We start from the raw sequence: 22,885 nt of genomic DNA, 5'->3' as shown, positions 1-22,885 counted from the left end.
GTGAGAGTGGTATTGCAGAGAAGCAGACAAGCTTCCGTTCGTGTAGAGCAGGCTGACGGCATGGAGGTTGTCGGTCAAATTGAAGAAGGTCTGGTACTGCTGGTTGGGATGACCCATGCCGACACGGAGCATGAGGTGCAACTGCTGGCGGACAAGATTGTCCATTTGCGTATCTTCGAAGATGAGAACGGCAAGATGAACCGGTCGCTGCTTGACTGCGGTGGTGCCATTCTGTCCGTTTCCCAGTTTACGCTTTATGGAGATTGCCGCAAGGGAAGAAGGCCAAACTTTATGCAGGCCGCAAAGCCGGATCAGGCCAATCTGCTGTATGAGCGGTTCAATGAACGGCTTCGGGAACAGGGCATTCACGTAGAGACAGGCATCTTCGGAGCGATGATGAGCGTATCGATTGAAAACTGGGGTCCGGTGACCCTTGTACTGGACTCACAAGACTGGACGACTTATAGAGAAATGAACGAGAGATGAAATAGAAAAGAAGTAAAAATGAACGAGAATAAAATGAAAAATAGTTAGCAGTTTGATGGGAGAAGACGGAACCTGGGAGCGATGCAATCGAGCCTTCCGGGTTTTTTTATTTGGGTCATCAAGGAGGTATAAACCACATCATGAACAGAGACTGGTTGTTGATTGGGATTGCGGCATTTTTTGAAGTGTGCTGGGTGATCGGACTGAAGCATGCGGATCAGTTATGGGCCTGGTCGGGTACCATCGTGGCTATCGTCATCAGTTTTTACGGCCTGATAGCGGCAGGAAAAAGGCTTCCGGTAGGTACGGTGTACACGGTGTTTGTAGGACTCGGTACGGCAGGCACCGTTTTGTCTGAAATATTATTTTTCGGTGAGCCCTTCAGATGGAGCAAGGTTTTGCTCGTGCTGCTGCTTCTGATCGGAGTCATCGGAATCAAATCGATCACAGATGAGGGCAAACCTCAAACTGGAGAGGAGTGAGCAGCATGGCCTGGTTTTCATTAATCCTGGCAGGAGCGTTCGAGATGGTAGGCGTGGCGATGATCAATCAGTTTCATGTGAAGCGTTCTGTCCTTTCACTGGTGTTATTGTTGCTTGGCTTTGGTGCCAGCTTTGTCTTTCTGTCGATCGCGATGAAAGACATTTCGATGGGGACGGCCTACGCGGTATGGACCGGGATTGGCGCATGCGGCAGTGCTTTTGTCGGCATGATCTGGTACGGGGAATCCAGAGAGTGGAGGAGAATCCTGTTCATCGGGATGATTATCGCGGCTGTGATTGGACTCAAGCTGATCGGAGAATAGATGGGAATAGCCGGAACAACCCGGAAAAGCTGGGAATGGCGGAACGGAAAAAGGTTCAGACTAATGGATATTGATCTCTGTACGGAGGTGACAATCCATTGAGAACTTCCATCCGCCAGCAAGCCATGGCAATGAACGCGAACATGCAATCCGCTTCGCACCGACAGGAATGGGAAGCGCTGAACAAGCAGCAAGGCGAGACGGGTCTATGGCCAGAGGGTCAGCAGCACCATCAGGTGAAAAATCAGGCTCTCCTATACAAATAGGCTATTCCTTTTTATAATGAAACAATCGACAAAAGATGGGTCATTTACTTGATTTGAATTCGCAGCTTTGAGGAAGAACAGCTTATAGAAGACGTGATAAACGTGTGAGATGTGTGATAAAAGGGGAATCGTAAGCGATGAAATGGATAGTTAAGGGCATCGCGCCAGAGATGATGCTGGGGGTGGAGCACCTCATCGGCTTGTTTGACGAGGATGCCCAGGTGGATGTGGAAACAAAGACGGGCAGGGACGAATCTGTCGTCACCATTCAGATTAAATTGAACAGGGAGGAAGCGCAGGGCAAATTATTCGTTTCTGCCGTGCTGCTTGCTCCGGATGGTCAGCAATTTGAGAGCCGAAGAGAGGCAGAGGGATTCGCTACAGAGGAACTCGGTTCGGAGCATGAGAGGTCCACCCGCAAACGGCTCAAGCAACCCCTTCATTTTGCCCTGCTGGACGTATTGGAACGCCATACCGGTCTTCAGCAGCCATGGGGTATCCTGACGGGGGTGAGACCGACCAAGCTGCTGCACCAGCGGGTACAGAAGCAGCAGTCCCGTGCAATGCGTCAACAGCAATTGTCTGAGCAGTTCGGCATTCAGCCCCGCAAAATTGAACTGATGGAACGCATCGTGGAGCGTCAGCTTGAGGTCGTGCCGGATCTGTACGATTTGAAGGGTGAAGTCAGTGTTTATATTGGCATCCCGTATTGTCCGACCAAGTGTGCGTACTGTACGTTTCCGGCCTATGCGATCAACGGCAGGCAGGGGGACGTGAATTCTTTCCTCGGCGGTCTTCACTATGAGATGAGACAGGTTGGACAGCGGCTCAAGGAACTTGGTATCCGTGTGACCACCGTTTACTTTGGCGGGGGAACCCCGACCAGTATTACAGCCGAAGAAATGGATATGCTCTATGAGGAACTGTTTGCATCGTTTCCGGAGCCGGCATCGATCAGGGAGATTACGGTGGAAGCGGGCAGGCCGGATACCATTACACCGGAAAAACTGAACGTGCTCAAGAAGTGGGGCATCCATCGCATCAGCATTAACCCGCAGTCCTACATTCAGGAGACCTTGAAGGCGATTGGCCGTCATCATACGGTGGAGGAAACGATCGAGAAGTTCCACCTGGCCCGGCAAATGGACATGGACAACATCAATATGGATCTCATTATCGGGCTGCCAGGGGAGCAGTTGCCTGAATTCATGCACACGCTTCAGGAAACGGAGAAGCTGATGCCGGAGTCACTGACGGTGCATACACTCTCTTTCAAACGGGCTTCAGAGATGACTCGAAACAAGGAGAAGTACAAAGTGGCAGACCGACAAGAAATCGGCCGGATGATGGAAGCTGCCGAGGCGTGGACGCTCCATCACGGCTATGAGCCTTACTATCTGTACCGTCAGAAAAACATTTTGGGCAATCTCGAGAATGTAGGCTACTGTCTGCCTGGCAAGGAGAGCATTTATAACATCATGATTATGGAGGAAATGCAGACGATTCTCGGATTGGGCTGCGGGGCTTCAACCAAATGGGTGCACCCGCAAACCGGCAAAATTGAGCGTTTTGCCAATCCGAAGGAGCCGAAGGCCTATAACGATCATTTCGAGCATTATACGCAGCAAAAAATAGAGAAGCTGAATGCATGGTTCGCAAACCATCACAATTAAAGCGCTTTATATTTTGTAATATAACTGTAAAGGGATCTTCATCTCTGTTTAATATTGATTTCCTATACTATCTGTAGACCCCCTTTTTAAATATACTTTTGATCACGCCTGCAGCGAATGTGCTGCAGGCATTTTTCTTTTTTGGCTAGAATATGATCGCTACCGGCATTTGAACCGAGGGGCTGTCTGGATTATGATGATAAGCAAGGATTGCTGCATACATACCGGAATAGAAAAATCAGAATAGAGAAATCGAAATAGAGAAATCGGAATAGAGAAATATAGCGGGCCTCGTATCTGTGCCCGAAGGGAGTATATCCATGACAACCAAAATAAATGAGATGAATACGTATATTCGATCGCTGCGCTATGAGGAGATGGATCAGGCCATTGAATTGTCTGGTTTTGCGTTTCAGCATACGATTACGCCCGAAGTGCGAGCGATGAGAAGGAAGATGATCCCTTCATCCTCTGTACGGGGGATTTTCAGAAAAGAGGATGACACGCTGTTAGGGAAACTCACGCTGCTGGATCTTCAGGTGTACGTCGGTGAGAAGGTATTGGACATGGGTGGAATCGCGGGGGTGGCAACATGGCCGGAATACAGGCGGTTGGGGTTGGTCAGGCAGTTGCTCGCCCATAGCTTGCGGGAGATGAGGGAAAAGGGACTGACGTTGTCGATGCTGCATCCGTTTTCTTTTTCCTTTTACCGCAAATACGGGTGGGAGACCTTCGTGGATCGCAAAATTTGCACGCTGAAGATGGCACAGGTGCCGGTTTATTCAGCAAACGGCAGCGAGGGGCAATGGGTGCGACTGGCGGCGTCCGAAGAGGCCTGGACAGCGATGCAAGACGTTTATGACCGCGTGGCTCGTCATTACAACGGAACGCTGGTCAGAACGGGAATGTGGTGGCAGGAGCGGGTGTTTCAGTCTGGGAGTATCAAGTATGTGTATGAACGTGCACATGAGGGTGATGCAAGCACGGAAGGAGAAGGGTCAGGCAAGGAAGAGAAGGTCAGAGAGGCTTTTCTGGAATATGAGGTTCGGGACCGGAAAATGAAGGTGTATGCGTCGGGCTATACGACGGAAGCAGGAAGACGGGCGATTTGGCAATTCATTGCCCAGCATGATTCGATGGCTGATGAGATCGAGATCGAAGTGCCCGCAAATGAAGATATGACGTATGGATTGGATGATCCGAAATTCAAGCAGGAGATCACGCCTTACTTTATGGCCCGAATTGTCGATATGGAGGGCTTTCTTCGTCAGTATCCGTTTCAGCCTGGTAGCGCATGTCAGTTGGTCCTGGAGGTGGTGGACACCTTTGCAGACTGGAATAACGGAGCTTACCTGCTGGAATTGGATGAAGCGGGTCATGTAGCGATTGTGCAGATATCGGAGGAAAGATCGTTGGAACGATCTGGACATGATGAGGCGACCCTGCCAGTGATTCGTGGTGCCATTCCGGATATTACGGCGTGGCTGTTAGGCTACCGACATGGCGTGGAGCTGTACAAGCGGCAACTCATAACGGGTGATGAGCAGGCTGTCCAGGTGTTGTCAAGCCGACTTTCCGGGCACAGTACCTATTTGCCTGACTTTTTCTGATTGCTTGTCTTCAACTTTTAATTCCTCTATGATAAATAACATGGAACAATTTGCTCGCTGAGCCGTATGGAAAAGAGTGAAGAGAGTGAAGAGAGTGAAGAGAGTGAAGAGAGTGAAGAGAGAAGAAAATGAGAGCCGGGACTCATTAAGGTTGTAGGCCCGGCTCCGGAACGTTGATCAATACGGGTTTTCTCCTGATTTTTACATATTCTCGGGGACCGAAGGGCTCGATGAAGCTGGCATGCGTGGAATAGGAAGAATGAACGGACGGTCGGTAATGAAGGGACTGGTACCGTTCATTGACTGCCCAGCCCCAGGCCAGGAGAATGAGAAAGATGGCCAGACAGGTCATTGCTTTTTTCAAGACCATGAAGATTCACTCCTTTATCTTCATAGCTTGTTCCATTATGGACGAATCTTATACAGGAAAGTATTCTTCCACATTTCGGACATACTAGCTCTAGCAGTACGTACGATGTAGACTGCAACATCAAGGATTAAACTTGAAAGTGAAAGACACGATGATTTCAACAAGATGGGGGTATGACGGTTGTCTTTGCTGCATGCGGCAATCCTGGCGCCATTTGCGTTTGCTGTTCTCGTTCCGCTGTTCTATAAAGTGGTTCGACACGTGCATTCAGGATGGTTTGTCCTGGTATTGCCTATCTTTCTTTTTTCGTATTTCTTATCTCACATTCCACGTATTCAAAGCAAGGAGCTGCTGGAATCCTCGATGCCATGGATTCCGTCTTTAGGTGTTGATTTCACGGTTTATGTGGATGGACTCAGCCTGCTGTTCGCGCTCTTGATTACAGGTATTGGCGCACTGGTCATCTTATATTCGATTTTTTATTTGGATCGGAAGAAAGAAGCCATTCACAATTTTTATGTGTATTTGCTGCTCTTTATGGGTGCTATGCTTGGCTTGGTGCTGTCCGATAATCTGATTGTGCTGTATGGCTTTTGGGAGCTTACCAGCATTTCTTCCTTTTTACTGATCGCATTTTGGTATCATCGCGAGAAATCGACCTACGGGGCGCAGAAGTCGATGCTGATTACGGTATTCGGCGGATTTGCCATGTTTGCCGGCTTTATTTTGCTGTATGTGATGACCGGTACCTTCAGCGTGCGGGAGATCTACAGCCAACTGGATGTGGTCACCGCACATGACTGGTTTGTTCCGGCCATGCTGCTTGTTTTGCTGGGGGCCTTTACGAAGTCTGCGCAATTCCCGTTTCACATCTGGCTGCCGGATGCGATGGAGGCGCCGACTCCGGTCAGTGCCTATCTTCACTCAGCCACGATGGTCAAGGCTGGTATCTATCTGGTAGCCAGACTTAGCCCGATTTTTGCGGGAGCGGCTGAATGGTTTTGGCTGGTGTCGGTGTTTGGGATCGTCACGTTGTTCTGGGGGTCCTTTTCAGCGGTGAAGCAGACGGATCTGAAGGCGATTCTGGCCTTTTCGACGATCAGTCAGCTGGGGATGATTATGTCCTTGCTCGGGCTCGGGTCTGCGGCGGTTTATTATGGTTACGGGGATGAATCTCTGATCTATACGACCGCGACAACGGCAGCGGTCTTCCATCTGATCAATCACGCGACTTTCAAGGGAGCGTTATTTATGGTGGTAGGGATCGTCGATCATGAGACGGGTACTCGCGACATTCGCCGCTTGGGTGGGCTGATGGCCCTGATGCCGATTACATTTACCTTCGCCTTGATCGGCTCGCTTTCGATGGCAGGGCTGCCTCCATTTAACGGATTTCTCAGCAAGGAAATGTTCTTTACAGCCATGCTGAAAGCGTCGCATATGGACATTTTCAATATGGAGACGGTCGGGGTCCTGTTTCCGATTGTGGCCTGGATAGCCAGTGTATTTACGTTTATTTACAGTCTGATCGTCGTTTTCAAGACGTTTGGCGGGAAATACCAGCCGGAGAAGCTGGACAAGAAGCCTCACGAAGCGCCGATAGGCATGCTCATTCCGCCAGCCATACTGGTGTCGCTGGTGGTGGTATTCGGCTTTTTCCCGAATATCTTGTCCTATTCCCTGATTGAACCGGCGATGGCGGCCATTTTACCGTCTCTGCTGGCTCAGGGTGAAGAATTCATTGTGTCGATTTCGTTTTTCCACGGATGGAATACGGAGCTGATGATGACGATAGGGGTCATTGGAACGGGAACGCTGCTGTACGTCTTGCTGGCGAAGTGGCAGGGTCTCTACGACAGGCTCCCGCAGAAGCTGGCTCTAAATGTGGCCTATGATCAGGGACTGAGAGGACTGGATCGGTTCTCATCAGGCTTGACCCGGTTCTATATGCGCGGCTCCATTCGCCAGTATCTGATCTATATTTTCACCTTTTTCATCGGGGTCATTGTTTATGCATTTGTCCGCTCCAGCGGCTTCGTTTGGAGTGGTGGCGATTATGCGGAGATCTCCATCTATGAGGTCGTGCTTGTTGCCGTGCTCGTTGGTTCCGCAATTGCGGTTCCGTTTGCAAGGTCGAGAGTAACTGTGATTATTCTGGTCGGTGCGGTCGGATACATGGTCAGCCTGTTCTTCGTCATCTTCCGTGCGCCAGACTTGGCGTTGACACAGATGATTGTAGAGACAGTATCCGTTGCGCTGTTCCTGCTCTGTTTCTATCATTTACCGAAGCTGAAAAAAGAGCTGACATCAATTCGTTTCAAGGTCACCAATTTCATCCTGTCTCTCGGTGTGGGGCTGGTCATGTTCTTCATTGCGCTAGCCTCTTTCAACACGAGACACTTTACCTCAATTTCCGATTATTTCGTGGAAAACAGCTACAAGCTGGCGGGCGGTAAAAATATCGTGAATGTCATTCTCGTCGATTTCCGGGGCTTTGATACGCTGCTGGAAATTATGGTGCTCGGTGTGGCCTCACTCGGTATCTTTGCGATGATCAAGCTGCGTTTGGAAGCGGTGGACGGAGAGGATGACCTGAACCAGCGGATGCAGGATGTTCCGCTGGAGAGAAGGCTCAACAAGGCTTACAAGATCAATGATGTCATCTTACAGACGACAGCAAAATTGATTGTGTTCATTATTCTGACGTTTTCTGTGTTTCTCTTCTTCTCCGGTCACCACAACCCGGGGGGTGGATTTATTGGCGGGCTGATGACGGCTTCTGCACTGATTTTACTGGCGCTCGCGTTTGACCTGCAGACGATTCGCAAGGTCATTCCGCTGAATTTCCGCATGATTACGGGCATCGGATTGATGACCGCGCTGTTGACCGGGATCGGCTCCTTTCTGTTCAAGGCACCGTTTCTCAGTCATGCGTTTGGCTATTTTGATTTGCCGCTCAGAGGCAAGACGGAGCTGGCCACGGCCACGCTCTTTGACTTAGGTGTTTATTTCGCTGTCGTCGGTGTGACGATGACGATCATTTTATCGATCGGGGAGGACCGCTAGCTATGGAACTATTGATGTCTGCTGCGATCGGCATCCTCTTTATGGTTGGCACGTACCTGATATTGTCCAAAAGCCTACTGCGCATTGTGCTGGGTACCTCTCTGCTGAGCCATGGGGTGCATTTGCTGCTGCTCACCATGTCCAGGCTGAAGACGGGTGCGGCGCCTCTGCTTGGTGAGGAGGCCGGAAGCTATGTCGATCCGCTTCCCCAGGCACTTATACTGACCTCTATTGTCATCAGCTTTGGGGTAACGGCCTTCTTTTTCGTATTGGCCTACCGCGCTTATCAGCAGTTGGGTACGGATGACATGGAGGAACTGAGAGGACGGGATGGAGATGAATAACCTCATTGTACTGCCTCTGCTCATTCCACTGTGTACGGGGATTGTCCTTATCTTTCTGAAGGAACGTGTAGAATGGCAGCGCATGCTCAGTGCAATCAGCATGCTGCTGAATGTGGGTGTTGCAGCCTGGGTGGTGCTGGCAGTGAAGCGTGATGGCATCCAGACGCTGAATATGGGCGGATGGGAAGCGCCATACGGGATCGTATTTGTAGCTGATATGCTGGCTGCTCTGCTCGTGCTGACGACGACGGTCATCAGTGCAGTTTGTCTGTTTTATGCCTTTTCCAGCATTGGAGAGCAACGGGAACGCCATTATTTCTATTCGTTTCTGCAGTTTCTGATCGTCGGTGTGATTGGCTCCTTTCTGACAGGGGACATTTTCAATCTGTTTGTCTGTTTTGAGATCATGCTGATTTCCTCCTATGCGCTCATTGTATTGGGCGGACGAAAAGCACAGCTGCGGGAATCGCTGAAATATATTCTGGTCAACATTGTATCTTCGATTTTGTTTGTCGCTTCTGTGGCCTATTTGTATGCGGTTGTCGGCACGCTCAATATGGCGGATATGTCCGTTCGGGTCGCCGAGGTCGGTCAAGGCGGCATTCTGACCGTCATTGCAATATTGTTTCTGTTCGTCTTTAGCCTGAAGGCAGGGCTGTTCCTGTTCTTCTGGCTGCCGGGCTCATACAGTGCGCCGCCAGCAGCCATTACGGCCCTGTTTGCAGGTTTGCTGACAAAGGTCGGGGTGTATGCGATCATTCGTGTCTTTACGCTCATCTTCTACCATGAGCCGCATATTACGCACAGTCTGATCGGCTGGATGGCGGCATTGACGATGATTGCGGGTGTGCTGGGGGCGGTTGCGTACCAGGATGTAAATCGCATTCTCATTTATAACATCGTCTACGCGGTCGGTTTTATCGCGTTTGGACTGTCGATCGCCAATGAAGATGCGATACAAGGCACCATCTTCTACCTGTTTCAGGACATGATAGTGAAGTCGCTCCTGTTCCTGCTTGGCGGGGCCATTGTTCTTGCAGCAGGCACAGACCGTCTAAAGAACATGGGCGGGTTGATACGGCGATACCCCGCAATGGGGTGGATGTTCTTCATCGCTGCCCTTGCCGTCGTCGGAGTGCCTCCGTTGAGCGGATTTATCGGGAAGCTGCTCATTTTGCGAGGCGGTCTGGGTGACGAACAATTCTGGATTTCCGGCATTAGTCTGGCCGGAAGCCTGGTCCTGCTCTATGCCGTCATGAATATGTTCATGAAGGCATTCTGGGGGGCTGAGCGGATGCCGGAAACGAACAAGGCCGCTTCCGCTCAGCCGAGTCTGAAAGCTTTGCTCATTCCTGCGGGCGTATTGCTGGCGCTGGTTGTATATGTCGGCATCGGGGCTGAGACGATCTTACCGTATGTGTCTCAGGCAGCCGAGACATTGCTTAATCCCGACCTGTACATCGAAGCGGTCTTAAAGGAGTAGATAAATCATGACGTTGCAAATTGTACTGAATCTCATGATTGCGGTCGTGTGGATGTTTTTGAATAATGACTGGAGCTTTATTTCCTTTGTGAGCGGGTATGTCATTGGATTGATCTTCCTCTTCGGCCTGCGCAGGTTTATCCCCGATGATTTCTATATGTTTCGGCTGTGGGCGATGTTCAAGCTGCTACTGTTGTTTTTGAAGGAACTGGTGCTCTCCAACTTTGTCGTCATCGGTCACATCATTAAACCGAAAATCAACATTCGTCCCGGCATCTTCGCTCTTCATACCGAGTTGAAATCAGATTGGGAGATTACGATTCTGGCTTGTCTCATTACCTTGACACCCGGCACGCTAACGCTGGAAGTATCGCGCAGCCAGAAGGTGCTGTATATTCATGCGATGGACATCAAGGATGCCGACAAGCTGCGGGAGCAGATCAAGGGGACGTTTGAAAAGGCGATTATGGAGGTGAGCCGATAAATGCTGGATATGATGCTGTTAGCTTCTCTGGTTATTATTGCGCTGGCCATTCTCGGATGTCTCTATCGCGTGCTGAAAGGACCTTCGATGTCAGATCGCATTATTGCGCTGGATATGATCGGGGTCAACCTGATTGCGATGGTAGCTATTATCTCGATTATGCTGAATACACAGGCCTTTCTGGAAATCATTCTGTTGATTGGTATTCTGGCTTTTCTCGGTACCATTGCCTTTTCCAAATACATTGAACGAGGGGTGGTCATCGAGCATGAGAGAGACGATTGAGATGATTGGCGAACCGCTGGTTGGCATCATGATCCTGCTTGGAGCGGTACTCAGTGCGTTAAGCTCCTTCGGCCTGATTCGCCTGCCGGATGTGTACAACCGCTCACATGCGGCTACCAAAAGCTCTACGCTTGGCGTGCTCAGTGTGTTGACAGGCGGATTTATCTACTTCATGATTTTCGAAGGGCATCCGAGCGCACGTCTCATCTTGGGAATCGTATTTGTATTCCTGACGGCTCCGGTCGCGGGTCACCTGATCTGCCGTGCGGCTTATCGGACAGGTGTGCCGCTCTCGGACTACACGGTGAGGGAAGACCTGAAGGAAGCCGATGAGAATCCGCAAATGGCGACGGAAGAGAAGATAGCCGAACGTGCAGAATCCTGACTTGACTTTGTGGAAATGACGTATTACAATCAGGTTTACATGCAAGGTTGCCGTTTGAAGCAGCCTTATGAGATCGATTCAGTGACGGGAAAGAGTAGTGTGGCAAGCTCACACACAGAGAGGAATGCCGAGGGTCGTTGTACCTGGTGGTGTAAGCATTCTTGTGAGAACCAGATGAAGACATCCCTGAGAACTGTTCGTGAACGGAGCAAGTCTCCTATTAGCCGACAGCGTAGGCGGGCGTTAACCGTAAAGTGTAGTGTTGCCAGGACGGCAATGCTAAATGTGGGTGGTACCACGGGAGAACAAGCAATCCTCTCGTCCCTGACTGTGCAAGGTCAGGGGCGGGAGTTTTTTTATGTGTTTCTGAATGTGAAATAAGGGAGGTTCATATCGATGAGTATGCAAAAACCGAATGGCACGCAGGACTTGCTGCCAGGCACGGTGGAGCAGTGGCAGTGGTTTGAGCAGCAGGCAAGAGACTTGTGTGCCCGTTATCACTATAAGGAAATCCGCACCCCGATATTTGAAAGTACGGAGCTTTTTCAACGAGGTGTAGGCGAAACGACAGATGTCGTGTCCAAGGAGATGTATACGTTTCAGGACAAGGGAAATCGCAGTATGACGCTTAGACCGGAGGGTACGGCGGGTGTGGTGCGATCCTATGTGGAGAATAAGCTGTACGGGGAGCCGGATGTGAGCAAGCTGTATTACATAGGCCCGATGTTCCGTTATGAGCGTCCACAAGCAGGCCGGTATCGTCAGTTCCACCAGTTCGGGGTGGAGGTGTTCGGTTCCGAGGCCCCGGCGATCGATGCAGAGGTCATTGCGCTCGGCTACTCGTTCTATCAGTCACTTGGCATTCAGGGCGTGCAGGTGGAGATCAACTCTGTTGGTAATCCGGCCAGTCGCGAAGCTTACCGCAGTACGCTCCTAGCTTACCTGGAGCCGATGAAGGAAGAACTGTGCAGCGACTGTCAGACCCGCATGGACAAAAATCCAATGCGTGTGCTGGACTGCAAGAAGGATCAGCATCGCTTTGCAGATGCCCCTTCTATCCTGGATAGTCTGGACGAGGCCTGCACGACCCATTTTGAGCAGGTGAAGCATGCGCTGACAACGATGGACATTCCGTTCACAGTCAATCCGAAGCTGGTGCGCGGGCTGGATTATTATACGCATACTGCTTTTGAATACAAGTGTGCCGGAATTGGCTCGATAGATACGATCGGGGGCGGAGGCCGTTATAATGGTCTGGTCTCCCAGCTCGGAGGTCCCGAGCAGCCGGGCATTGGATTTGGCATCGGGATAGAGCGCGTATTGCTGGTGATGAAGGATCAGGGGATTGAGATTCCGAATCCGAATCCACTTGAGGTGTATCTCATTGCGCTTGGCGAGAAAGCTGAGCAGGAGACGCCAAGGCTGTTGTATCAATTGAGATCTGCGGGTATTCGTGCCGACAAGGATTATCAGGGTCGCAAGATGAAAGCACAGATGAAATCAGCAGATCGCACGAAGGCTCGCTTTGCCGCGATACTCGGTGAGGATGAGCTCAATCGAGGAGAGATTGTCCTGAAGGATCTCGCTCAAGGTGAGCAGCAGGCCGTATTATTGACCGAATGGATTGAGCATTTGAAGTATAAATTAGAAGGGAGCTTATAAGCATGTTATTACGCACACATCAATGTGGCAATTTGAAAGAGCAAATGGTAGGAGAAACAGTGGTTCTGAACGGTTGGGTTCAGCGCCGCCGGGATTTGGGGGGCGTGCTGTTCATCGATTTGCGCGACCGCAGCGGGATCGTACAGATCGTATTCAACCCGGAATTTTCTGGCGAGGCGCATGCCATTGCAGATAAAGTACGCAATGAATACGTGCTGGCTGTTAAGGGAACGATCGTCAAACGCGATCCGGAAACGGTAAATGAAAATTTGCCTACCGGGAAGATTGAAGTTCAGATTACAGAAATGGACGTGCTGAATGGCGCGAAAAATCCGCCGTTTTTCATTGAGGATGGCATTGAAATTGACGAGTCGTTGCGTCTAAAGTATCGGTACCTCGACTTGCGTCGTCCAGAGATGCAGAAGACGTTGCAGCTTCGCTCCAAAGCGTCCAAGATTTTCCGTGATTTTCTCGACGAAAATGGCTTTCTCGATGTTGAGACGCCTATTCTGACCAAGAGCACGCCGGAAGGAGCCAGAGACTATCTGGTGCCGAGCCGTGTTCATCCAGGTGAATTCTTCGCACTGCCGCAATCTCCGCAGCTGTTCAAGCAGTTACTGATGGTGGGTGGGGTAGAACGCTACTACCAGATCGCGCGCTGTTTCCGTGACGAGGATTTGCGGGCAGATCGCCAGCCTGAATTTACGCAGGTGGACATTGAGACATCCTTCATGACTCAGGATCAGTTGCTCACGATGATGGAAGAACTGATGGCGAAGCTGTTCAAGGAAACGCTGAATGTCGATATTCCTACACCATTCCAGCGTCTGCCTTATTCTGAAGCAATCGGCAAGTACGGTTCGGACAAGCCAGATCTTCGTTTTGGTCTGGAACTGGTCGATCTGTCTGACCTTGTTGCCAATTCCGGGGTGAAGGTATTTGCCAATGTCGTCAAGGGCGGCGGTCAAGTAAAGGCGATTAACGCCAAAGGATGCGGAACGTGGAGCCGCAAGGAAATCGATGATCTCGGCGTATATGCTTCCCGTTATGGCGCGAAAGGCCTGGCCTGGATTCAGGTGAAGGACGGAGAAATGAAAGGGCCGATCGTGAAGTTCTTCTCGGAAGATGAATTAAGCGGTCTTCGTGAGCGTGTCGGGGCAGAGGATGGCGATCTGATCTTGTTCTCCGCCGACAGCAAAAAAGTGGTAGCCGATGTACTGGGCAACCTGCGTCTGAAAATTGCCAAGGATCTGGGGCTGATCGATGAGTCTCAATTCAAGTTTGCGTGGGTTGTGGACTTCCCGCTGGTCAGCTATGATGAGGAAGCAAAACGTTATGTGGCGGAGCATCATCCGTTTACGAGACCTCGTGACGAGGACGTTGCGCATTTCGATGGCGATCCGCTGCAAATTCGCGCTCAAGCCTACGATCTCGTGCTGAACGGGTATGAAATTGGTGGCGGTTCGATGCGGATTTACAAGCGCGACATTCAGGAGAAAATGTTCAAGGCGCTCGGGTTTACGATGGAGGAAGCGCACAAGCAATTCGGATTCTTCATGGATGCCTTTGAATATGGCACGCCTCCGCATGGCGGCATTGCGTTTGGCTTTGACCGCATCGTTATGCTGCTAGCCGGTAGCTCGAATCTGCGTGAGACGATCGCTTTCCCGAAAACGGCCAATGCGACGGACTTAATGGTGGATGCGCCATCCGAAGTAAATACAAAGCAGCTGCGTGAGCTGTATATTGATGTGACCTACAAGCCTGAGAAAGACAAAGATTCCGATCAAGAACAAGCCTAGAAATAAACGAAAGAACAGGTAAGAAACCGTAAGAACATGTAAGAGAACGTAAGAAAAACTAAGCAAGTGTAGTAACTTGTAACTTGCAAGAAAGTGACTTCTTCGTTTTCTCATCTAACTATACAGAGGTGACAGCAACGTGTCGGATGTATTAAATCAGTTTTCCCGTACAGAGCTGGCAATTGGTCCTGAAGGCATTGAAGCGCTAAGGAACAGCACCGTGGCCGTGCTTGGAATCGGCGGAGTGGGTTCCATTGCGGCAGAAGCGTTGGCAAGAACGGGCGTGGGACGGATTATCCTGATTGACAAGGATGTCGTCGATGTCACGAACATCAACCGTCAGATTCATGCCCTTACGACTACGATCGGACAGAAAAAAGCAGATCTGATGCGTGACCGGATCAAGCTGATCAATCCGGATTGTGATGTGATCGCGCTCAATATGTTTTACACAGAGGAAACGTATGAGCAGTTGTTCGCCTATGAACTGGATTATGTATTGGATGCGTCAGACACGGTCAGTTACAAAATTCATCTGATCAAGGAATGCCTGAGACGGAAAATCAAGATGATCTCCAGCATGGGAGCGGCCAACAAGATGGACCCGACCCGTTTTCAGGTCGCGGATATTTCCAAGACGAGTGTCGATCCGATTGCGCGTGTGATCAGACAGAAACTGCGCAAGGAAGGGATCAAGAAGGGGGTCAAGGTCGTCTTCTCCACCGAGGAACCGATGAAGCCTCGTGAGGATATTACGGAGAAGATCGTCCCGGATACGGCGCCGAAGAACATTCGGAAAGCACAGCAGCCCCCATCCAGCAATGCCTTTGTACCACCTGTGGCTGGTTTGATTATGGTCAGTGTGGCGATTAAGGAATTGCTGAAGAAAGCAGGAATTGAAACCTAATAATGAAATGAGCATAAAACTTGGCATGATAGCATGGCATGAAACTTTGCTGTGGAGCCTTGTGATGAAGCCTGGCGATAAAACCAAGCGATAGAACTTGGCGATAAAACCGAGCATTGAAGCGAAGGAACAAGGGTTGATCACTTTGACCTTCATATGCCAGAAGTAAATACACGCTTCCTTTATGGTGGCAGGTGAATGATGGACCTGCTGCTGTAAGGGGAGTTTTTTTATTCCCTGGACGATCCCCCTCACGCTTTGTTCACGATCACATACGATGGAAGCATGATCAGTCAAGCAGAGGGAGAAGAAAGCGTGATGAAGAGATCGAGTTCAAAATGGCGACTGCATCAATTCTATTATCGGGATACCTATATTCGCAGGTTTTTACCCGCAACTGCGCTGCTTTCTCCGCGCACGCTGAACGGGATGCTGAATCGATATCGATCGGTATACATCAAGCCGGATCGGCTTCATAGAGGAAGCGGCATTATGGTGGCACAAAAGACTCCTCACGGCTATGGTTATGCAAAGATGAGAGGGAAAACGGTGGTGCGGCAAACCCGTATCCTTACGATTCAGGAGCTCAACAGGAGGATACGACGCGATGCAGCTCCGGGAACAAATCTCATTCAACAGGCTATTCCACTGGCTGCGATTCAAGGCAGGCCCTTCGATATCCGGGCAATGATGATGCGCAAACCGCATGGAAAATGGGGGTTCTTCGGCTTTTTTGTGAAAGTAGCCGGACGTGTGACGTTTATTACGAATCTCCAACGATCAGGCGGTTCGATCATGACGCTCGATGAAGCACTGCGCAGATCGTTCCGCATGAACCCAGTACAAATTGCCAGTAAAAAAAGAAGTCTGATCCTGTTAAGTCATCGCATCAGTGAACGGTTTCAGCACTATAAGGCTTCGACGAACCAGATCGGCATTGATTTCGGTCTGGATCGTGCGGGACGAATCTGGGTGATTGAAGTGAATTTCGATTATCCAGCCCATCACCCGTTTGCCATGCTGCCTGACAAGAGCGCTTACTGGCGAATCAAGCGTATGCAGCGAGCGATCCGTGCTGCACGCAGAAGGACACGGTCTCGAGTACGATAAGTGCCGTCCGATTTATCGAACTTCCATTTCCATTTGAGCCGTACAAGTTGAGTGTTACAGATAAGAGAACAGGGAATTGAGAGAAAAGAGAATGTGGAAAAGAGAAAAGAAAAGTAAATGTGGTAAAGTGAAAAGAGATAAGAGATAGATAAGAAATAGATAAGAAATAGATAAGAAATAGATAAGAAATAGAGAGAAAAGTGAAAAAAGAAAATAGAAAAGACATGAGAGGAATGAGAAACGGCTGTCTCGTTTGTTGCAGATGATTCTGCAGGGAGACAGCCGTTTATTTATGGAGATGGAGGGTAGGTAGACAGGTCTTCCCGCCCTATTTCGGCAAGTGCGGTTCGAATCTGTTCGACAGCTTCATCCAGCGTCGCACTGTCGAGATGAACGATCGTCTGCTCGTAGCGTTCCTGTCCGAACTCATAACGGGGATCATAGTAAAATTGCAGCAGCAGCTTGATGGCCTGGGACCAGTTTTCATTTTCCATGTGATCCTCGATTTCAGCGGCAATCGGGGTGTGAATGCGTTGCTTGATTCGCTGGAATGCGACCTGACAGGCTTTCGCATGCTGTTCCGGCCTGTATTCCTGTTGAATCTGTCGGACGCGTTCCTCCAGTGGCACATCGAGAAAGAAGACTTGTCCTTTTTCTTTGGCCTCTAGCAGGAAAGCGGGAAGTAGCACTTTGCCGATCCGCTTGCTTTCAGCCTCCATGATGAGATAGGGAGCCTCCTTTAAACGCTGCAGTTCCAGCGCCAGGCGACCGTCAAAGGTTTTCTGATTCGCCGGACGGGTTCCGATATGTCCAAATATCGAGCCGCGATGTCCTGCCATCGCTTCCAGATCGAGAACAGGAAATCCTTCTTGCTTCAAGCGATGAAGCAGGCTTGTTTTGCCGCTTCCCGTATAGCCATGAATGGTCACGACTTTGGCCGACATGGTATGATGCGTGAGGAATTGGGTCGTCCATTTCCGAAAGGCCCGGTAACCGCCGGTAAGTCGAACCAGCTTTTCGTCCATAAGAGACAGCAGGGTGACGGTCGTTTTGCTGCGCATGCCGCCCCGCCAGCAAAAGACGGCCTTGTTTCCAGGAATGTCCCTGATCGATTTTATCCAGGTTGGCATTTTGGATGAGACGATTTCCAATCCCCGTTCCTTGGCCGCTTCCTTGCTGATCTGTTTGTAGATGGTTCCGATCTCAGATCGTTCCTCATCGTCAAAGATGGGTGCATTCCAGCTGCCCGGAATAGTCCCCTCTTCGTATTCAGAAGGTGAACGCACATCGATTAACTGAATGTCACCCTTCGCATATAATTGCAATAATTCTTCTATCTGAATTTCCTTCAAAGCGGTCTGTCCCTTCTTTCTGTTACTCTGATGGCTGTAATACTCGAATGGTGCCAGCTCCTTCTTCGGTCATTTCACCGATGGCTTTTGCCTGCACGCCGGCTTGCTGAAGGGCGTGGAGCAGGGATTGACTATCTGCTTGAGCGACGGAGATCAACAGTCCGCCCGAAGTGACGGCATCACACAGAATCCATTGCCCGATCTGATCTATGCTGTTATCGAACTGAACGCTGGATTGCACGTGAGCGAAGTTGTTTTTTGTTCCGCCTGGAATACAGCCTGCTTCTGCCAGTTCTCTGACGCGAGGCAAGACGGGAATCTGCGGTTCATACAGGTTCATGCCAAGCTGGCTTCCTTTTGCCATTTCCAGGGCATGCCCCAATAGACCAAATCCGGTCACATCGGTACAGGCGTGAACGTCATACTGCACCATGATTTCCGAGGCTGTCTTGTTCAGAGTGGACATGACCTCTGTGACTCTTCTGATTTCCTCCGGTTGCAGCTGGTCTCGTTTCAGTGAGGTCGTCATGATGCCGACCCCGATTGGCTTGGTCAGGATGATGACATCACCAGGCTTTGCGCCTGCATTGGTGAGAATCCGATCCGGGTGTATGGTTCCGGTTACGGACAAGCCGAACTTCGGTTCCTTGTCATCGATAGAATGACCGCCTGCAAGAACGGCACCGGATTCTTTAACTTTTTCTGCTGCACCTTTCAGGATCTCGGCGAGGATGTCCGGGTCCAGGTCATGGACAGGAAACGCTACAATATTTAATGCGGTGACCGGGGTTCCTCCCATGGCATATACATCGCTGAGCGCATTTGCGGCCGCAATTTGCCCGAAATCATACGGATTGTCCACGATCGGGGTAAAGAAGTCGAGGGTCTGCACGATGGCGAGTTCGTCAGTCAGTTTGTATACGCCAGCATCATCACTCGTGTCCAGACCTACAAGCAGGTTCGGGTGTTTGTCCATGACCGGCAACTGGCGAAGCACCTTTGCCAAGTCGGCAGGCCCTATTTTACAGCCGCAACCTCCTTTGGAAGACAGGGAGGTGAGCTTAATCGATTCATTCATATGGATTCCATCCTTTTCAGAAGAGATGATCGTGATCATAGCGAGTTCATGGTTCAGATTGAGATTACCACAATGGCGAACCAGATGTAAAACACATCCATCATCAGAAAACTGTGAACTGTAAAGAACATGAATGTAATGATTGCATCAGAACTTAATACTGTGGTGCAAAGAAGATCAAGTAATATGATATATATCACTGACAACAGTTTTCATACACTTATCATTCTTTCTTTAAATAAATTACAAATATATAATCATGAATTTCGAAAGTGATTCCGCAGTTTAATAGAAAAGAGTGCTTCCATCTTTGGTAGTATTGTGTTTGTCGGAACACAATACCCAAAAAGAGGAGCCCCCTTTAGCTGAAGTCTACCACATCTATATCAAACGTAAAAACTGAATTTTCCCTGCAAAATGCTATGTCCGTCGGCGGTAAATTCTTTTTAGAATTTTTCGAGAAAATTAAACTTCCTTGCTTTACAAGGATTGGTAAGAAAATCTCTTGCTGTATCCTAACATACGCAAAATGGCCTTTCACATACTCCCCAGCCTAAGCGCGACCATAGTGAGGAAGTTTGCACTGTAGTTGTAGGTCTATGCTCAATCTGATAAAATGCTTTGAAGCGCCCGGACAGAAACTGCGTATCGGCGAACTTCTGGAGAAGCATAAGGAACTTTACATTAGCCTAGGTGTTGATCCGCCATCCTCGTTATGAGTTGGCGGAAATCTAGGGTACATACTAGCAGGCAAATTTAACTTCGCATTGAAATAAGAAAAGAATTGGCTTACAGCTTGGAGCACGCATCGCTCGCACCCAAAACCAATTCCCTTGTCGGATTTTTAAAGATTCTATTAAACATTACTAGGGCTGGTTTCGATCAAATTATCGCTAGCGGCAAAGAGCCAAGTATTGCTTATACCCTGATAGCTGGAATGATTACTGAGCAGAGGAGGGTGATATGCTGAAATCTATAGTTCTTCTAATAATATGCATTCTAAAAATTCCGTTTTAATAGATTGAATGGCATCCTCGGTCGGAAGTCGTGTATAGCGAGCAAATTTTATGATCTCATCCTCGTAAATATCTAAGAGTAACTGCATAGCCTCTTGATTTCCCTTTCGGGATTCTCTTACTAACTCGACAATGAGTGCTGACTTTCTCTCAATTTCTCTAGCGACTTCTTTTTCCATCTATTCACCGCCTGCTGACTAATGTTTAATTCTTGCGCAATTTTCTTTTCTGTAAATCGATCTCGATAAATTTTGTAAATTATATATTGACCGTGAGGAGATGGAATATTTTGAATCATCTCATCGAGAAAAAGATTAGAGATTATGTTAGAGTCTATCATCGTAGAAGAGTACGTAATGATTTCATCATTGACTATTTCTCTTTTCTTCTTTACTTTTTCATGATATTGTAATCGCCAACTAATTCGTTTTATGATATTTAAATACCTCACATAATAATTTTCATTCTTCATTTCAGATCCCCCTAACAAAACAATGGTTTGTTAATATAGGAAAAAATAATAGATTAATACAACTTGAAATAAGAGACACTTCGACGCTATCAGTAATTTCAAATATTATAGAATTTACAAGTTTACATCAAATATTTGAAAATGGGACAAGGGAATTGGTTCGAAACAAGCTGTTGATGCCTTCGAAAAATCCGTTATTGAGTCTTGGAGTGAACCAGCGAACAACACCGTCTTAGTGGCTTTACAGCATTTTTGAGACCTCAACAATCGGAGTCAGGCGAGAGCGCAGTCCCTATCTGATCCAATCCTTCATCACGTCTGGAACAATTGAGCATGGTAACGAAACACTTCCTGCAAAATCAGACGCATCCGATATGCTTTAACCGTATCCAGCGTACAATCTTTGAGTTTGTCCAATTTTCTTTTTGTGCTTTCGTTAAATTAATATCGTCTTCAGCCAAATGTACAGCGTGTTTTTTAATTCATCTGTCCGCTTGTTTTCCGTACGCCGTATCTCATCGACCGCTTCATTGGCCTTTTGGGAGACATGAATTTTTTTGAATTAAATGGATTAATTTGGAAAATTTCCTTTGGCTCCGTTGATGAACGTTGCGACATATCCATACACACTTCTCGGCGTCGCCCCCATGGGATTCCAAGTGTTTCTTGCACTCTGTCCAAGTGGCAGCTTTCTTGCCTTTGGGACGTGGATGACACTTGCACCCTTCGGGATCCATAAAGATAGTGATGTAGTTATGTACCAGTTTCGTCGAGATTTCATCTGTACTGATTTTCGTGATATGCGACAAATATTGGATGGCGATTGGGTTATTCACGTAATGGTGCAAGATCCGCCACAGACGCTTATCCGTCTTCTTTACAATGCGACTCACCGCGTTCAATGGGATATCTTTGGCTATTGTAATAATTCATGCGTCAAACAGCAGGTTAAAGCCCGCTCTAGGTTTGACCGTCGATGGAACGTTTACTTTAAAAATACGAATACATCTACCGTAATTCGTTCGTGGATGCTCTGCATGGAAGTAAATCGAGTATTCAGCAAAATTCAAATGACGCCAGATCTGATCATAGTCTTCAATATCCTTTAGGGGTTCCGCTTCTGCGTCACACCCTGCAGATCCAAACAAAGAGCCAGCGCGAAACTTCAAGTAAACGTTTAATTGTTTCAACTTCTCGTCAAATAGACAGCGATCGATATACCATGGCTCGGGTATATGGAACACCACCTCAAGATCCTTTATTTCTATGTTCAATCAAAACACCCCGTTTCTAATGGTTTATTTATTTCCAGTATTTACAATTGTTATTTTTAATCGTTGAAGAAGTGAACAAGAACTAGTGTTCTTGTCTTGAGTTTTTTTTAGGTTCAGTAGCAGTTGTGGGATAAGAAATGAAAAATCCTATACATATAAGTCTACGTAAATTTGGAAGGGGATGTTTCAAATGGATGAAATTGATTTTGTGAACGCGATAGGGAATTTTGGTTTTCCGATTATGATAACGATTTATTTACTGATTCGATTCGAAAAAAGGATAGATTATTTAAATAACTCACTTATAGATCTGGCTCAAGTAATCAAAGAAATGAGTAATCGGAATAAAGAATAATTGTTATCAATAGTTTTTGTCGTAAATGTACTCTACCAATTCCCATAAAATCTATGAAAATCGGACAAGGGAATTGGTATAGATGCTTCACCCCTTGTTTCCAACAGTTGTTGAATAAAAGTTGGAGTAGATGCGTATACTGGTAGCTGGACAAGGGAATACGTTCAGGTACGAGCGATGCGTGGCTCCATGCTATTGCCCATTCTTTTATATGGTTTTGAATCAAAGTCAAGCTTACCAGAGCCAAGAGGCAGACCATTGCGATCATATTCTTATCTGAGCGATACCTTCGCTCCTTGCGTTTAGCGGCCTGGAACAGACTATTAAAACCTTCTATCAGACCGTTATTTAGGTTGGATGTAAACCATCGCACAACGCCATCGTAATGCTTTTTCAACATCTTGGATATAGCCACCCTCTGTCCTAATCGGCAGCGTAGACCCAATCAACGTATTGATGGAGAATCCGCCAAAAACGTGTGTCATGTTCACCAACAAATGGGCTAATGGCCTTCATCAGTATATCTTTAGGGAGCAACATAATTAACGCATTAAAATGAAGGGTAAAGTAATGTTTGGGTTTGTCAAGAGCCTAAGGCAA

The 22,885-nt window shown here is 48.4% G+C and carries 25 protein-coding genes; 17 read left to right on the top strand and 8 right to left on the bottom strand.

Annotation, left to right across the window (positions count from 1 at the left end):
* The 6 genes from dtd to ACFSUC_RS02295 all read left to right on the top strand — a co-directional run bounded on the left by dtd (position 1) and on the right by ACFSUC_RS02295 (position 4,840).
* Positions 1-486 (top strand): D-aminoacyl-tRNA deacylase, encoded by a 486-nt coding sequence (gene dtd, locus ACFSUC_RS02320; RefSeq protein WP_379927825.1) that lies wholly within the window; start codon positions 1-3, stop codon positions 484-486.
* Between the two features lie 140 nt (positions 487-626).
* Complete coding sequence (locus tag ACFSUC_RS02315) at positions 627-968, top strand: DMT family transporter (protein WP_379927824.1); 342 nt, start codon at positions 627-629, stop codon at positions 966-968.
* Positions 969-973: 5 nt separating this feature from the next.
* A complete protein-coding gene (locus ACFSUC_RS02310) occupies positions 974-1,291 on the top strand; it encodes a DMT family transporter (RefSeq protein WP_379927823.1) in 318 nt (105 codons plus the stop codon).
* 98 nt (positions 1,292-1,389) lie between these two features.
* Positions 1,390-1,557: a hypothetical protein gene (locus tag ACFSUC_RS02305; RefSeq protein WP_379927821.1), complete on the top strand. Its 168-nt coding sequence runs from the start codon at positions 1,390-1,392 to the stop codon at positions 1,555-1,557.
* Positions 1,558-1,694: 137 nt separating this feature from the next.
* Entirely contained in the window at positions 1,695-3,230 is a 1,536-nt protein-coding gene (locus tag ACFSUC_RS02300) for a coproporphyrinogen III oxidase (protein WP_379927820.1), read from the top strand.
* 320 nt (positions 3,231-3,550) lie between these two features.
* A complete protein-coding gene (locus ACFSUC_RS02295; protein WP_379927819.1) occupies positions 3,551-4,840 on the top strand; it encodes a GNAT family N-acetyltransferase in 1,290 nt (429 codons plus the stop codon).
* Positions 4,841-4,985: 145 nt separating this feature from the next.
* Here ACFSUC_RS02295 and ACFSUC_RS02290 read toward each other — a convergent pair whose 3' ends face one another.
* On the bottom strand, positions 4,986-5,210 hold the full coding sequence (locus ACFSUC_RS02290) for a hypothetical protein (protein WP_379927818.1): 225 nt from the start codon (positions 5,208-5,210) through the stop codon (positions 4,986-4,988).
* A 180-nt stretch (positions 5,211-5,390) separates the two neighbouring features.
* Here ACFSUC_RS02290 and ACFSUC_RS02285 point away from each other — a divergent pair, with 180 nt between their 5' ends.
* The 10 genes from ACFSUC_RS02285 to ACFSUC_RS02240 all read left to right on the top strand — a co-directional run bounded on the left by ACFSUC_RS02285 (position 5,391) and on the right by ACFSUC_RS02240 (position 16,738).
* A complete protein-coding gene (locus ACFSUC_RS02285) occupies positions 5,391-8,276 on the top strand; it encodes a Na+/H+ antiporter subunit A (RefSeq protein ID WP_379927816.1) in 2,886 nt (961 codons plus the stop codon).
* Between the two features lie 2 nt (positions 8,277-8,278).
* Positions 8,279-8,620, top strand: a complete 342-nt coding sequence (locus ACFSUC_RS02280) for a Na(+)/H(+) antiporter subunit C (RefSeq protein WP_379927815.1) — start codon at positions 8,279-8,281, stop codon at positions 8,618-8,620.
* Complete coding sequence (locus ACFSUC_RS02275) at positions 8,613-10,103, top strand: Na+/H+ antiporter subunit D (protein WP_379927814.1); 1,491 nt, start codon at positions 8,613-8,615, stop codon at positions 10,101-10,103. Before ACFSUC_RS02280 ends, ACFSUC_RS02275 begins: the two co-directional genes overlap by 8 nt.
* A gap of 7 nt (positions 10,104-10,110) precedes the next feature.
* Positions 10,111-10,587, top strand: a complete 477-nt coding sequence (locus ACFSUC_RS02270) for a Na+/H+ antiporter subunit E (protein ID WP_379927813.1) — start codon at positions 10,111-10,113, stop codon at positions 10,585-10,587.
* The gene (locus ACFSUC_RS02265) at positions 10,588-10,872 is read left to right on the top strand and encodes a Na(+)/H(+) antiporter subunit F1 (protein ID WP_379927812.1); all 285 of its coding nucleotides are present in this window, start codon (positions 10,588-10,590) and stop codon (positions 10,870-10,872) included.
* Complete coding sequence (gene mnhG / locus ACFSUC_RS02260) at positions 10,856-11,257, top strand: monovalent cation/H(+) antiporter subunit G (RefSeq protein ID WP_379927811.1); 402 nt, start codon at positions 10,856-10,858, stop codon at positions 11,255-11,257. The genes ACFSUC_RS02265 and mnhG overlap by 17 nt, the downstream gene beginning before the upstream one ends.
* 396 nt (positions 11,258-11,653) lie before the next feature.
* Entirely contained in the window at positions 11,654-12,919 is a 1,266-nt protein-coding gene (gene hisS, locus ACFSUC_RS02255; RefSeq protein ID WP_379927810.1) for a histidine--tRNA ligase, read from the top strand.
* A gap of 2 nt (positions 12,920-12,921) precedes the next feature.
* Complete coding sequence (gene aspS, locus ACFSUC_RS02250; RefSeq protein WP_379927809.1) at positions 12,922-14,721, top strand: aspartate--tRNA ligase; 1,800 nt, start codon at positions 12,922-12,924, stop codon at positions 14,719-14,721.
* 139 nt (positions 14,722-14,860) lie between these two features.
* The gene (locus tag ACFSUC_RS02245) at positions 14,861-15,628 is read left to right on the top strand and encodes a tRNA threonylcarbamoyladenosine dehydratase (RefSeq protein ID WP_379927808.1); all 768 of its coding nucleotides are present in this window, start codon (positions 14,861-14,863) and stop codon (positions 15,626-15,628) included.
* 318 nt (positions 15,629-15,946) lie between these two features.
* A complete protein-coding gene (locus tag ACFSUC_RS02240; protein ID WP_379927967.1) occupies positions 15,947-16,738 on the top strand; it encodes a YheC/YheD family protein in 792 nt (263 codons plus the stop codon).
* A 290-nt stretch (positions 16,739-17,028) separates the two neighbouring features.
* Here ACFSUC_RS02240 and mnmH read toward each other — a convergent pair whose 3' ends face one another.
* The 6 genes from mnmH to ACFSUC_RS02210 form a co-directional block, all read right to left on the bottom strand.
* Positions 17,029-18,090, bottom strand: a complete 1,062-nt coding sequence (mnmH, locus tag ACFSUC_RS02235; RefSeq protein WP_379927807.1) for a tRNA 2-selenouridine(34) synthase MnmH — start codon at positions 18,088-18,090, stop codon at positions 17,029-17,031.
* Between the two features lie 22 nt (positions 18,091-18,112).
* Complete coding sequence (gene selD, locus ACFSUC_RS02230) at positions 18,113-19,168, bottom strand: selenide, water dikinase SelD (RefSeq protein WP_379927806.1); 1,056 nt, start codon at positions 19,166-19,168, stop codon at positions 18,113-18,115.
* A 973-nt stretch (positions 19,169-20,141) separates the two neighbouring features.
* Positions 20,142-20,363, bottom strand: coding sequence for a helix-turn-helix domain-containing protein (locus ACFSUC_RS02225; protein WP_379927805.1), 222 nt, complete (start codon positions 20,361-20,363; stop codon positions 20,142-20,144).
* Positions 20,306-20,482, bottom strand: coding sequence for a sigma factor-like helix-turn-helix DNA-binding protein (locus ACFSUC_RS02220; protein WP_379927966.1), 177 nt, complete (start codon positions 20,480-20,482; stop codon positions 20,306-20,308). Before ACFSUC_RS02220 ends, ACFSUC_RS02225 begins: the two co-directional genes overlap by 58 nt.
* A 610-nt stretch (positions 20,483-21,092) precedes the next feature.
* Entirely contained in the window at positions 21,093-21,209 is a 117-nt protein-coding gene (locus ACFSUC_RS02215) for a transposase (protein WP_379927964.1), read from the bottom strand.
* 376 nt (positions 21,210-21,585) lie between these two features.
* Positions 21,586-21,930: a hypothetical protein gene (locus ACFSUC_RS02210; RefSeq protein WP_379927804.1), complete on the bottom strand. Its 345-nt coding sequence runs from the start codon at positions 21,928-21,930 to the stop codon at positions 21,586-21,588.
* Between the two features lie 181 nt (positions 21,931-22,111).
* Here ACFSUC_RS02210 and ACFSUC_RS02205 point away from each other — a divergent pair, with 181 nt between their 5' ends.
* A complete protein-coding gene (locus tag ACFSUC_RS02205) occupies positions 22,112-22,285 on the top strand; it encodes a YvrJ family protein (RefSeq protein ID WP_379927803.1) in 174 nt (57 codons plus the stop codon).
* Here the strand turns inward: ACFSUC_RS02205 and ACFSUC_RS02200 are convergent.
* Positions 22,254-22,685, bottom strand: a complete 432-nt coding sequence (locus ACFSUC_RS02200) for a transposase (protein WP_379927801.1) — start codon at positions 22,683-22,685, stop codon at positions 22,254-22,256. The two genes, ACFSUC_RS02205 and ACFSUC_RS02200, sit on opposite strands and share 32 nt — an antisense overlap.
* Between the last annotated feature and the right edge of the window lie 200 nt (positions 22,686-22,885).

The organism is Marinicrinis sediminis, from assembly GCF_042685085.1.
GTDB classification, from domain to species: Bacteria; Bacillota; Bacilli; order Paenibacillales; family KCTC-33676; genus Marinicrinis; species Marinicrinis sediminis.
Note: the sequence above shows the minus strand (reverse complement) of the source record. Positions and strands in the feature narration are given on the sequence as shown.